The sequence below is a fragment of the Muricoccus pecuniae genome, assembly GCF_014199205.1.
GTDB lineage: Bacteria > Pseudomonadota > Alphaproteobacteria > Acetobacterales > Acetobacteraceae > Roseomonas > Roseomonas pecuniae.
The window spans coordinates 19,605-32,034 of sequence record NZ_JACIJD010000027.1; the positions used below are offsets into that span (position 1 = coordinate 19,605).

The following is a 12,430-nucleotide window of genomic DNA, read 5'->3' on the forward strand; positions in this document are numbered from 1 at the left end:
GGGCAGTATGTCCGACACCAAGGGTTCCAACCAATCCCACGACACCGCGCCGCGCCGGGCGGAAGAGTCGGCCTTAGCCGGCGCCAGATCGTCAAAGCTGGGGCAGGGGCAAGCCTCGGCTGCGACGCAATACTGGCAGAGCGTGGCCGCTGCCGGCCGGGCCGCGAAGCCGGCCGCCGCAGCGCCGACTGAAGCCGCCACGCCTGGCCGTCAACGCGGCGCGCGTGCGTAAGATAGACAAGGAAATTACCTTATGAAGCTCGTTCTGTCTGCATCCGGCCTGGCCGCTGTCTATGGCTTCGGCATCCTGCCTGCCTCGGCGCGGGCGCCTCAACCCGTGCCCCAATGCACGGCAGTAGTCACCGGCCGTGACGGTCGGAACGTGGAGGCTGAACAGGTGGTCAATGCCCTGCGCGTGCAGGGATGCGCCGGCATTAAGCAGCAACGAGACCTCACGGGTCAGCGAGGCGCGGGTTGAGCCGCTACGGGCTGTTGACTTTTTTCCCGAAAAGTCGCCTTCTGTTGATTAGCGCAAAAATCAACAGGATCCGACATGACGGAGGCCGACAACCCGGTTGAGCGGTTCGTGGATGGCGAGTTTCCGGTTCGATTCCGTGCCTTCCTGCCGCCGGCCATGCGTCTCGCCTACGCAACTGTGGACACATTCATGGAGCAGGCGGATTTCCTGATGACCCCGAGCGGCCTGTTTCAGCGCGGCCAGCTCATCGTGAAGGCTGTCGAGCTACAGCTCTTCAAGTTAGCACGGAGCGGCAGCTTGCCGTTCGAGCCGAAGTGGGAAGAATATGCGTCTCCGACCGGCAAGCATCTCGTGCTGCACAGCCCGCGGTCACGTATCACGGTCAACCAAGTTTCGGAGCCTTCGTCGAAGCCTCGTCACGCCAAGTTTCGTGAGAACTTTGGCCTGAACAATACGCGGTATCTGTGGCCGGAATGGAATGACGAGGCGGAGCGTTCGGACAGACTTCGCCATCTGCTGATCCTGCACGGGTATCAGGACCTCAACTTTGTCAACATCGGCTTCCCACATCCGACTAAGGATCGACTGCTGTATCGAACCGAAAACTTTGTCGATATGCCGCAGGTGATCGGCGGCACGGACGAGCGCGACGACAAGCGCGAGGGTCCCACCGAGGCCCCTGATCTTGAGCCGCTTGAGGACCTTGAGAAGTTTTTACGTGATAACAAGCTGGATCGATGACGAACGTAGTTTCCTTTCCGGATCGGGTGCGTGGTTTTGCTCCCGCACGGCTTATTGAGGCTCGGGTTGCGCTCCAAGCGTCGCGCGACGAGCTGGGGCGTGCTGTTGGGCTGACAGGCCAAGCAATTGGCTATTACGAGACGGGCGCGCGTAGGCCCGACATGGAAAAGCTGCTCTCGATCGCGGCCGCGCTTAGGCAGCCCGTCACGTTCTTCCTGCGCGAGGGGCGGCCCATGCCAGCCACCACTGGCACGCGGTTCTTCCGCAGCATCGGTCCCAAGAGCAACAAGCTTAATGCGTCGTTGGACGTAAAGACCAAGTGGCTGTGGGAGGTGGTAGACCGCATTGGCAAGCTCGTGCGTTTGCCCGAAGTGAAGTTGCCTTCGGTAGATCGTTCGCCGGGCGCGACTTCCTACTCGGACGAGGAAATCGCACAAATTGCTACCGCGACCCGCCGCCTTTGGGGGCTGGGTGACGGCCCGATTGCCAATGTCATAGCATTACTGGAAACGAACGGCATCATCGTTAGCCGCTATGAGATGGGGTCGGATAAAATCGATGCCTTCTCATGCTGGGTCGACGGCCGACCTCTGATTCTACTCGGATCAGATAAGGAATCCGCTTGTCGTTCCAGATTCGATGCGGCCCATGAGGTTGGACACATCATCCTCCACCATGGCGCGGCGCAGGAGGATCTGAATGACAAGCGCATCCGCGACCGGTTGGAGGAGGAGGCGCATCGGTTCGCCAGCGAGTTCCTGTTTCCGCGTAATATGTTTCTGATTGAGTTCTATTCGACCCGTGCAGCGCACCTACAGGGGCTTAAGCGCCGGTGGGGCATGTCGATGCAGGCGATTGCACATTACGCTAAGGTGCTAGGCGCGATTGACGACAGTCAGTACGTCTTATTTCGGAAAACCGTCACTAAGAACCGATGGCTTAGAGAGGAGCCTCTGGATCGGGAAATCCCGATGGAACAGCCAAAGATGCTGCTCAAGGCGATCAAGATGCTCGTTGATCGTGGGGCGCTGCCCCCCTCTGGCTTAGAATCTGAGAACGGCTTTTCGTTGGAGATGGTGCAGAGGCTATGCGGCGAACTGCCAGCGGCTTTGGCTCCGGTTGGTCCGTCACTCACGCTATTATCGTCGTAAGGTGGGCGGGCGGGGAACCCCGCCCGCCTCCGGGCTAGGTCTCTGGAGAGGCGTCTATGCCGATTGGGATATCGCCCGAGAACACTGGTCGCACCCCGGCGGCTTCCAGCGTCTGCCTCAGCACGCGGAGGTTAGCCGCCATTGGGGTTCGCTTCTCTCCCTCGAACCGGTCCGATGCCACACTTTCCGGCGTGGTGGAGATCGACGGCGCCTATGTCGGCGGCCACACCCGCCGAGAGAACAAGAAGGCGGATCGCAAGGACCGGCGCCTTTCGGAGAACCAGTCCAACGTCGTCACTCCGGGGTTGTCCTTCGTGAGCGCGACGGGCGTACCCTGCCGTTCGTCGTGGCGCGCGAGGCGGACGGTGTGGCGCTTGCCCGCCAGCATATCGCGCCGGGTTCCGTGATTCATGCCGATGAGGCGGGCGGCTGGGACGTCCTGCACGCCTTCTACAACCTGCGTCGGATCAACCACTTCGTCGCATTCAGCCTCAACGCCGCCTGCACCAACCAGGCGGACAGCTACTTCGCCCGCTTGCGCCGCGCCGAGTGGGGGCAGCATTACCACATCAGCGGACGATACCTCGCTGCCTACGCGGGCGAGATTGCATGGCGCGAGGACACTCGCCGTCAGCCGAACGGGGTGCTGCGCCAGCGCGCGACCGGCGCAGCGCTACGATACCCGGTGTCTCGGGTGTGGGCTGGGTACTGGCAGCGCGGCTAGATGCGCGCTCCCCGAGAAGTTGAGCGGCGAGTGCTCTAACCCAGCCCGACTAGGCGCGTTGACCGAAGCGCGCTATGCGATGCGGAGTACGCCATTCGTTAAGGCAGACTCGCAGAGAGTTGCCGAATCGAGTTAGATGCGCGCTCATTGTACGCGCCAGACGGGAGCCGTTCTATGTCAGGCTATGCAGCCGTTAATGACGCTTTCCGCTTTGTGGAAAAGCAGGACACGCTCTTGAAGCAAGTCATTCGGATGCAGGCTGAAAAGGTTCGCCTTCAGGGAACAGCGGAGGCGAAGAAAGAGGGCGAGGCTTCTGGAGCCAATTCTGAGCGATAGGGGCTTGTTTTACCAAAAGGATGATTTCAGGCGATCTTTGTCCAAAAAGGACGATGAGGAGTGGCGTCCATCGTTCTTCCGCGATTACGGCAGGATCATCCATTCACCCAGCTTTAGGCGTTTGCAAGGTAAAACGCAGGTTTTCCCTGGGCATGAATCTGACTTCTTCCGTAATCGGCTAACGCATTCGCTCGAAGTAGCGCAGATTGCGGAAGGAATTGCCGATAGGCTGAATACTGAGCATCCAGAATTGAAAAAGATGGATGCAAGGCAGCGCATCGATACGCGCCTCTGCGCTGCAGCTAGCCTCATACACGATCTCGGTCATCCTCCGTTTGGACACAATGGTGAGCGCGCCCTTGATCACGCCATGCACTCGCATGGTGGATTTGAAGGCAATGCACAGACGCTTCGGATCGTCACTAAACTTGAGCGTAAAGCTAGGGACGCCAATAATGTCCCATATGGCCTTGATCTTTGCTATAGAACCCTTGCATCAATCCTCAAGTATGATTCGCTGATCCCCAGAGCGCGACCCGAGGGCGCAAAACTTTCAAAGGGGTATTATCAGAGCGAGCGCGAGATTGTTTCTGAGATAAAGAAGCATGTCTTGGGTTCGTACGTGGTCCCAGACGGTGAGTTTAAGACCGTCGAGTGTGCGATTATGGATATAGCGGACGATATTGCATATTCGACGTACGATCTTGAGGATTCACTTAAAGCAGGATTTTTAACGCCCGCTGCAATTTTGTCCTCTCCGCCGCGATTGATGAATGATGTGGCGAAGAAGGTTAGCGACGAGCTTCAGAAGAATGTTACCGCGGTTGAGGCAATGGCCGTATTTGTTGAGATTTTTACTGATCCCAACCAGAGAGTAGGCGATAAGGGCGATTTAGAGAAGTTTATTGATCAATACAACGCATATGATCAGCTGGCAAAGTCTGGCTATTTTCGCACACAGCTGTCGTCTCAGTTGGTTAAAGAGGCCATCGGATCGGTAACTTTGACGTACAATGCCGACTGTCCGGCAATGTCTAAGGTTCATCTGTCGGCGGAGGCAAAACTTAGAGTGGAGGTGCTGAAACAGTATACTTACTTAGCTACCATTTTCTCTTCGAGGGTCAAACTCCCTGAATACCGCGGATACGAAGTGGTAATGGGCATATTCAAAGCCTTGGCCGGCCCCAAGGGACACCTACTTATGCCTGATGATGTTAGAGATCAGTACTACCTGTGCGGCGGTGACATGGACACGGAAATGAGACTTATATGCGACTTTGTGGCTGGCATGACCGATCGATATGCGATGGAGTTCTATGGCCGTCTGCACTCGGATGGGCCGCAAAGCATGTTTAAGCCAATCTAGGCCATCAATCACTTAGCCCCCTTCCAAAGCACAAATTGACCCGTTCCCTGCACCGATTTGACGACCCCATTCCACAACGGTAGCAGCGCCAAGCGCGTCAACTAAACCAATCAGCCGTTTTCTTGGAACGATGCTGCCAAGTTGAAACCAAGAAAGAGGCCATTGTTCCGGCTAGGTTGACCGCTAATTCAGCGTGACGGGGTTGAGCACGAATACCTGTTCGGCCCTGTCCATGTGCGTCACCCGCCTTGTTGCGGATGGCAGCAAGATTTCCCACAACAGCCTGAGCATTACCAAGTATGGCTTTGAACACCGGCTCTTGATGCTGGTTCGGCGCCAGGTTCAACAGCTCTGCGGTCATTCCCCAAAGCCGCGGCAAGTCCACGTCATCAGGATACGCCTTCTCAGCATCGTCAAGGATGTGCTTGCAAACAGTCTCAAGCATCGTCCGCGCTGCTGTAATTGCGCCATCTGGATCATCGGTGCGGCGCTCAAGCGCCTTTGTCCAGGCCACAGCAACGTGCTCTGCATCGAGGACTTCCAACGCCTCTGTTATGGGCTCTGTGCCGGGTGAATTTTCCTGGGCTTCGAGCTGGTCCAGCAATGGCCGGAAAGCGTCCCAAATGTGGACCCGTCTTCCCTGATACTGCGCGTGCTCTATTTGAATGTAAGGCCAGAATTGGCTTGTATCCCGACAGGGCCGAACAAAGGCAGGCAGCTTTCCCGCCGTCATTGGATTGCGGGTCAGCTCGTCCCGAAGCTGCTTATATTCGTCATCGTCAAAGTTGCCTCCAGTTGCTCTAGCGACCAATCCGTTTTGCAACCTAGTCACTTTGTCGATTAGAGATTCCTCATCACCAGCACCCCACGGCGGCAAGCTCAAATGCACCTCCCCTTGGATTATTCGTTGCCTACATTCTGGGACCGGAAGCACGCCCCTGCTTTGTAGTTTTCTCGGTAGCAGCGTTTTGAGCCATTGCGGTTTTGTTGAGCTGCGCTGTTTGTAAATGGCTCAAAACGTTTTGTACCGCCGTGGCGATGGGCTGGTGTCCCTGGCGTCGCGCCAAGTCGTTCCAATCGCTGCCGCGGTCGCCGGCCGGAAAGGACGGCACCGCCGCAGCTCCCCCCACGGCCGCCGCGGCGGCCTCCGCCTTCTCCTTCCCCACGTTCGGCAGCGGCACCGCCCGCCTCGGCAGGTGGTGGTCGTTGTCGCCCGCGATGACGATGGGCCGCGACGGGTCGGCCGCCCGGTACGCCTTCGCCACGGCCGCCAGGTTTGCCGCGTTGAAGGCCACGGCCACCGGCAGGCCGGTCGCCTCGTGCAGCGTCGCCGCCGTGGCGTAGCCCTCGGCCACCAGCAGCGGCGCCCCCGGCCTCGGCCGGTCGCCGATCAGCGCGTGCCCGCCCTCGGTCCTGGCGCCTTTCAGGAACAGCTTGGACCCGTTCACATCCACTCGCTGAAGGCCCCATAGCCGCCCGTCCGGTCCTTGCACCGGCACCAGCAGCCGGCCGCGCCGGTCCTGCCGTAGCCCGTGCGCTCGCACCCCCTTGGCCGCGAGGTAGGGGTGCGAGGTCGCCGGCGCCGCCGCCGCCCATAGCCGGTGCGCCATCCTGGCCGCCCGCTCCTGGGTGTCGTGGCGCTCCCGCGCCCGCTCCGCGGACTTTGCCGCCGCCTTGGCCGCGAACGCCGCCCGCTCGGCCGGCGCCATCTGCACCACGGGCCGCTCGGCCTTCCAGCGGATCTCGGTTCCGGTCTTGTGGTTGCGGATGTAGCCCGCCGGCCAGCCGTCCAGATGCCCGACGTAGGTTCCCGACTTCTGCCCCTTCCGGTCCCCCTCCACGGCAACCCGGTGCATCCGCCCGTCCATCTCCACCGGCCCGCTCACGCGCAACCCCGCCTGATGCAGCGCCACGGCGAAGTCCACCGCGGCGTCGGCCTCGGTGAAGCGCGGCGCCGCGCGCCGCCCCGAAGCTGCGGAAGCTCGCGGGGAGGCCCGGGGAATGACCGGGGATGGCGCCGGGTTGGCCTGGGAAGGCGCCGCGGGTCTGGCGGAGGCCTGCGCCGCGTCGCGGTCCTGGCACGGCTGGGTCGCCTGGGCGGGCTTCTGGCCCCTGCCCTGCTCCATCCCCGCCAGCACCGCCCCGCGCTCGCCCAGGGCCAGCGCCAAGCGGTCCGCCACTACGGCCACGGCGCCCTCCTCGCGCTTGCGCTGCGCCGCCCGCCGCACGCTCGGCCGCGGTGCTCCCTTCGCTCCGGCCGCCGTGCGCCGCCAGTAGGCCGCCGCGTCCACCGGCTGTGCCGGGCTGGCCTGCTTCGGCCGCGGCGCCCGGTGCCGTTCGGCCGCCGTTCGGCTACGGGCCTGGTTGTCCCGCGCCCGGTCGCGCACCGCCTTGGCCTCGCCCTCGGCCGGCCGCTGCTCCTCGCCTCCGCCCTCCTGCAGAACGGTTCCGCCGGCTCGCCGCAGCCGGTCGGCCAGCTCGCGCACCGCCTGCCAGCGGGCATCGAGCGCCTGCCGCAGCCGTTCCACCGCCTGCCCCACCGCCCGGCCGTCGCGACGATCGCGGAGGTGTGCCCCCAGGGTCGTCCGTGGCTCTCCCGCCACCTCACGTGCCTCGGCTCGCCGGAAACCGGACTGCATGGCGTGCGCCGCGGTGCGGCCCACGTCGCGGGCGCGGTCCATGAAGTCGAGCGCTGACGCCTTCGCCGGCTGCCGTGCCAGATTCCGCGCCACGTTCTCCCACACATCGGCCGCACCCACCGGACGAGCATCGCCCAGGGCGCGTCGGGCCATCACCTCGCGCCGCTCCGCCCCGTCCGAGGTGATGAGCCAGGCGGAATCCTTGTGCCGGCTCTCGGCCGTGTAGCCCTTGAAGCCCTGCACCCCCGCCGATCCCGCCGGCATGGCGTTGATGTGCTCGCGGCTGGTGATGCCCTGGGCGGCGTCGATGGTCAGCACGTCGCCCGGCGCCAGCCGCGTGCGGCCGTTCTTCTTGTCCGCCAGACTGTCCCACGACACCGCCCCGTCGCGGCCCCCGGCCGTCCGCAGCACGATCCCGTCCGCGTTCACCTCGCGCACTTCGAGCACGCTGCCGTTGTTGCCGATGTTGCCCCGGCCGCCGTCAAGGAAGCGGGCGTTGAGCCGGTCGAACAGCCGCACCCGGTCGCCCGGCGCCAAGGTCAGGTTGTATGTGGCGCCGGCCTGGTCGGTCGCGCGGATGCTGAACAGATCGGCCCCCAGCTCGCCCATCGCTCGGCGCTCCTCGCGCAGCGCCAAGGCCACGGCGCGGGCGTCGGCGTTCGTCGGCGCCGTGACGCTGATCGAGAATCCCGCATCGCCGGCGTTCGCCTCGCGCCGCTGCCGCCATAGCTCGGCCACCCGGCGCACGGCGTCGTCGTAGCCGCCCGGCACCGCCTCGGCCGTGCCGTCCTCGCGCTTCATGGCCAGCGCCTCGGCCGCCTTGCCGTCGCGGAACAGCCCGGCGATCTCGCGCTTGCGCTCCGTGCGCTGCCGGCGCGTGGTGAGGATTTCCGGCACCGCCTCTGACCCCAGCGCCCGGCGCATCAGGTTGACCACCGGCCCGGCCTCGATGCCCTGGCATTGCTTGTCGTCGCCCACGGCGACGATGCGGAAGCCGTGCTCCTGGCGCAGCCGCAGCAGCTCCAGCATCTGCCGGGCGCCCACCTGCCCCAGCTCGTCCACCACCACCACCGTCCGCGGCCCGACCGAGATGCGGCCGGCTCTGACCCCGTGCAGGAAGCCGGTCAGCGCGGCGACGCTACCCACGCCGGCCTCCTTCAGCGGCTCGGCTTGACGCCAGGCAATCGCCACGCCCACCACGTTGTCCCCCTGGGACTTCCAGGCATCCACCAGCGGGCGCAACAGGGCGGTCTTACCCGACCCGGCCACGCCCACCGCCACCCCTACGGCACCGCCCGTGCCAAGGCGCACCATGGCAGCGTGCTGCGCCTGGCCGTGCTCGTCCGCAAAGTCCAGGCCGCTGCGCTCCACGGCGGCAGCGAGGGCGGCGGGGGACAGGGCGCGGCTGCGGTCTGCCGCGGCGGCCTTGGCCAGGGCCACGGCTTCGCCCTCCTGGGCGACGTGCAGCGCCGTCGTCACCTTCACCTCGTCGCGCTCGCCGTCGCGGCCCCACACCAGCCCCGTAAGGTGGCCATCCTGGCGCACGCCGCGCTCGCGCATGGCCCGCGTCAGGGCGTCCACATCGGCCCGGCCGCCGTCCGCCCCTGGCGTGATGCCGGCGGCGATCAGGGCGCGGGCCGCCGCGGCGCGCAGGTCCGCCCCGTTGAGCACGGAGGCGCGGGAGAACTCGGCTTCGAGGAAGGGCAAGGCCGCCTCGTAGCCGGCTTCCAGGCGGGCCGCCCGGCTCTGCTCCCGTGGCGCCTCGGTGGCCTGGCGCTGCGGCGCCACGACGCCACGGTGCTGCCAGCCGATGGCCGCGGCCTGGCCGCGCCAGGCGGCAAAATCGCTGAGGTCGTCCGCCTTGCTCTTGCGGGCCGCCTTTGTGCCGCCTTTGAGAAAGTCCACCTGCATGTCCGGCGTCATGGCGTCCCAATCGAGACCGCGCTTTGCCGCTTCCTCGCGCGCCGCCTCGGTGCCGTCGCGGGTGCGCTTGCTGAACGCCTCGCACACCGCCTCCGGGATCGCCGACAGGCGGGCCATGCCGGTGCGCTCCTCCAACTCTACCTCCACCCCGACGCGGCGCAGGTTCGCCGCGACCTGCGCCTGGTAGAAGGCGCCGAACTCGTGGATGCGCGTCCGGGTCGGGTTGAGGTCCAGGGCGCCGAGGTGCCCGCCGTCCGTCAGGACCAGGTTGGGCACCGCGCAATGGGTGTGGAGCTGGGGGTCCCCTGCCCCCGAGGGATCGCGCTCCATGCGGAGGGTGAAGAACTCGGTGCGGTCCTCGCCCGTCCTCTGGTCGGTGACGACCACGCTCGCGGTCGGGCGGGCGGTGAAGTGCTCGAAGCCGATCCACGCGATGTGCCCGGCCTCGGTGCCTCCGCTGCCGGCCTTGCCGCGGCGGACCTGGCCGATTTCCCGGGCGACGTAGCGCAGCGAGGCGTCAACCGCGTCCCGGTGCGCTTGGAGGATGGTCGCCCGCTCGGCCTCGGTCGGGGCGAACGCCCACGCCAGGCTGACACTCTTGGGGGCGGAGAAGCACAGGTCGATGTAGCTGACGCTGCGCGTGGTCGCGGCCTCGTTCGTCGCCAGCTCGGCGCCGTCCGCCCGCCGACCGGCGAGGATCTGACTGACCTGCTCCACGGTCGGCGTGCCGTGCGGGTCCAATCCCAGCGCCGCCGCCAGACCGGGGTGCATGTCTCGCCGCGGCTGCGGCCGAGTGCCCCGGTTCGGCGCCTCCGGTCCTGCCTCGCCGCCCGGTCCCGGCCCGGCCCCCAGCTCGGCCGCCCGGTTCCGGGTATAGTAGTCCCCCATCGCCACGGCTTCGGGCGAGAGGGTTTCTTCCATCAGGTGGTCTGCCATCGCCCGCGCACCGCCAGGGGTGACGGTGGCCGCGCCCTTGCGGAAGGTCAGCACCGGCCGGGCCTGCTACTGACGCGACGGCGGCCCCGGCCGCCGGCCGGCGTGGCGCTCGTCGTCCTGGGCATCCTCGACCGGCCCACCGTCGGCCGCAGCCTCGATGCGGTGCAGGATTCCAGTCTGCTCGTCGAGGCGTTCCACGATCTGCGTCAGCAAGCCCGGCAGCGGGCTCTCGCCGGCTTCCTCGGTCGCCGCCTCAAGGATGGCTTGCAGCATTTCGGTGTGGGTGGCCTGTGTCTCCACCATCATCCGCAGCCCTTGGGTCAGCGTCTCAACGGTGTCCCGGAGGCGGGCCAGCTCGGCGGTGATGGCGTCTGACATGGCGGCTTCCTCGGCGTCGGGTGGTCGGGCGCCAATGAACCATCTCCGCTGGGGATGAGACCAGCACCTTCTAGGGTGCATTGGTCTGTAGAAGACTTCTCTTCCCCTCCCCTGCCCCTTTGAGGACGCCATAGAGGACGCCTTGGGACGTTTTGGGGACACCAGAGGAAAATTTGGGGATGCTTCGGATATCAAAAAGGGACAGAGCAGTGGACGCTTCTAGGGACGTTTGGCATGATGCAGGCGGCAACGATCTTAGGATGGCCGGCCCGGCATGCCTGACGATGAGGACGCTCTAGCTCGGGTGCTGCGGGCCGCGGACCAGGGTTCTTCGCGCTCTCGGCTCTACCAATGGATGCGCCAGCATCACGAGAACCTAGCCGCGCAGTTTGGGAAGGTTCGCCCAAACTGGCCTGCCCTGGCGGCCGAGTTCGCATCCCTGGGCATCACGGACAGCACCGGAAAGCCGGCCACCCCGGAGCGCACCCGCAAAACATGGTGGCGTGTCCGGGCAGACGTGAAGCGGGCTCAGGCTCGCAATCTTGCCGGGGCCATCCCCGCCTCCGTGGTGCCCTCTCCTGCGCCGACGCCGGCACCGGCCGCCCCTCCTGCGTCTGCCGCGTTGCCACAGCCTCTCACGACGACGCCTTCGCCTATCCCCCCTCGCCCACCCGCGCCCGACAACTCACCCGTGAACCTGTCGGAGGGGGTCAATCCGCCAGCTAAGCCGAAGTTCGGCATTGCTCGGCTTAGGCAATGACTTGGAAGGAACCGAACATGGCCACTAAGCCGACCGCCATTCCCGGCGCCGATGCTCCTCCCGCGGCCGAGGGTGGCGCGAGCATCGTCCGCCTGTTCCAGCGCAAGCGCAGCTTTGACGCCCCGGAAGCCACCATCGGCCTGCCCCCCTCCGCGCTCGATGCGGCGGCCTCGTCCCTGACACCTTCCGGGCCGATCCTCGACCTGACCGGGAAGCCCAAGGTGTGGTTCGTCAGTGGCCCGGGGCGGTCGGGCAAGACCACCCTGCTGCGCTACATCCTCGAAGCCGCCGCCGCGACCGGCAGCGAGGTCTTGGCGGCCGCCCTGGACCCACAGAACCGCTCCCTGGCCGCCTTCGTGGACGGCGTTGACCAGCCGCCCACCAACGAGGCCGCCAGTGTCGCGGCATGGCTGGAAGAGCTGCTTCGATTCGCGATGGAGGAGAAGCGTTCGGCGCTGCTGGACCTGGGCGGCGGCGATACCAGCCTCAGCCGGCTGCTGGACGATGCGCCCGACCTGGGCGACGTAATGGAGGAAGCCGGTGTGTCGCCAGTCGCGATCTACACCCTCGGCCCGCGCGTGGACGATCTCTCCTCCCTCGCCTCCTTCGAGAAGAAGGTGTTTGCGCCGGCGGCGACGGCGCTGATCCTCAACGAGGGCTTGGTGTCCCCCACGCAGTCGCGGGAAGAAGCGTTCGGCTGGGTCCTCAATCACTCCGCGTTCCGCGAGGCCGTGGCGCGCGGGGCGGTGCCGATCTGGATGCCGCGGCTGGACGCGACCGTGGCCAACGAGATCGAGGCCAAGCGGCTCTCGTTCAGCCTGGCGCGCGACGGCCAGGAACCGCAGGGCCGCGCGCCTGTCGGGCCGCTCGGCCCGCTCAACCGCTCTCGCGTCCGCAAGTGGATGGCGAGCATGGATCAGGCGCTGGCGCCGATCCGCTCCTGGTTTCCGTGAGCGCCGCGGCGCCGACGCCGGCCGGCCCTCCTGGCGAGGGCGCGC

11 protein-coding genes and 1 pseudogene are annotated in these 12,430 nt (G+C 65.5%); 9 read left to right on the plus strand and 3 right to left on the minus strand.

The genetic code is table 11. From position 1 onward, the window contains the following. Positions 1-7 precede the first annotated feature (7 nt). From FHS87_RS20130 to dgt, 8 genes and pseudogenes are all read left to right on the plus strand, one after another. Positions 8-232, plus strand: a complete 225-nt coding sequence (locus FHS87_RS20130; protein ID WP_184521135.1) for a hypothetical protein — start codon at positions 8-10, stop codon at positions 230-232. Between the two features lie 21 nt (positions 233-253). After that, the gene (locus FHS87_RS20135; protein ID WP_139281455.1) at positions 254-478 is read left to right on the plus strand and encodes a hypothetical protein; all 225 of its coding nucleotides are present in this window, start codon (positions 254-256) and stop codon (positions 476-478) included. A gap of 75 nt (positions 479-553) precedes the next feature. Continuing rightward, complete coding sequence (locus tag FHS87_RS20140; RefSeq protein WP_073140489.1) at positions 554-1,219, plus strand: hypothetical protein; 666 nt, start codon at positions 554-556, stop codon at positions 1,217-1,219. Further along, positions 1,216-2,370, plus strand: a complete 1,155-nt coding sequence (locus FHS87_RS20145; RefSeq protein ID WP_184521136.1) for a helix-turn-helix domain-containing protein — start codon at positions 1,216-1,218, stop codon at positions 2,368-2,370. Before FHS87_RS20140 ends, FHS87_RS20145 begins: the two co-directional genes overlap by 4 nt. 56 nt (positions 2,371-2,426) lie before the next feature. After that, complete coding sequence (locus FHS87_RS24680) at positions 2,427-2,777, plus strand: transposase (protein ID WP_073140494.1); 351 nt, start codon at positions 2,427-2,429, stop codon at positions 2,775-2,777. Further along, a pseudogene (locus FHS87_RS23950) lies at positions 2,687-3,094 on the plus strand (transposase); the annotation flags it as partial. The gene FHS87_RS24680 and the pseudogene FHS87_RS23950, both read left to right, overlap by 91 nt. A gap of 174 nt (positions 3,095-3,268) precedes the next feature. After that, positions 3,269-3,430, plus strand: coding sequence for a hypothetical protein (locus tag FHS87_RS20160; RefSeq protein ID WP_171979089.1), 162 nt, complete (start codon positions 3,269-3,271; stop codon positions 3,428-3,430). A gap of 37 nt (positions 3,431-3,467) precedes the next feature. Beyond that, entirely contained in the window at positions 3,468-4,796 is a 1,329-nt protein-coding gene (gene dgt, locus FHS87_RS20165; RefSeq protein ID WP_216348643.1) for a dGTP triphosphohydrolase, read from the plus strand. 97 nt (positions 4,797-4,893) lie between these two features. On the opposite strand, the gene FHS87_RS20170 is transcribed toward dgt, so the two are convergent. The 3 genes from FHS87_RS20170 to FHS87_RS20180 are packed head-to-tail and all read right to left on the minus strand — an operon-like array spanning position 4,894 to position 10,672. After that, positions 4,894-5,679: an abortive infection family protein gene (locus FHS87_RS20170; RefSeq protein ID WP_184521137.1), complete on the minus strand. Its 786-nt coding sequence runs from the start codon at positions 5,677-5,679 to the stop codon at positions 4,894-4,896. 28 nt (positions 5,680-5,707) lie between these two features. Then, positions 5,708-10,348 carry a MobF family relaxase gene (mobF, locus tag FHS87_RS20175; RefSeq protein WP_184521138.1) on the minus strand — a complete coding sequence of 1,547 codons (4,641 nt, stop codon included), beginning with the start codon at positions 10,346-10,348 and terminating at the stop codon, positions 5,708-5,710. 12 nt (positions 10,349-10,360) lie between these two features. Beyond that, on the minus strand, positions 10,361-10,672 hold the full coding sequence (locus FHS87_RS20180; RefSeq protein WP_073140700.1) for a hypothetical protein: 312 nt from the start codon (positions 10,670-10,672) through the stop codon (positions 10,361-10,363). A gap of 777 nt (positions 10,673-11,449) precedes the next feature. Between FHS87_RS20180 and FHS87_RS20185 the strand changes: the two genes are divergently transcribed. Next, on the plus strand, positions 11,450-12,385 hold the full coding sequence (locus tag FHS87_RS20185) for a DEAD/DEAH box helicase family protein (protein WP_083755604.1): 936 nt from the start codon (positions 11,450-11,452) through the stop codon (positions 12,383-12,385). Positions 12,386-12,430: the final 45 nt, after the last annotated feature.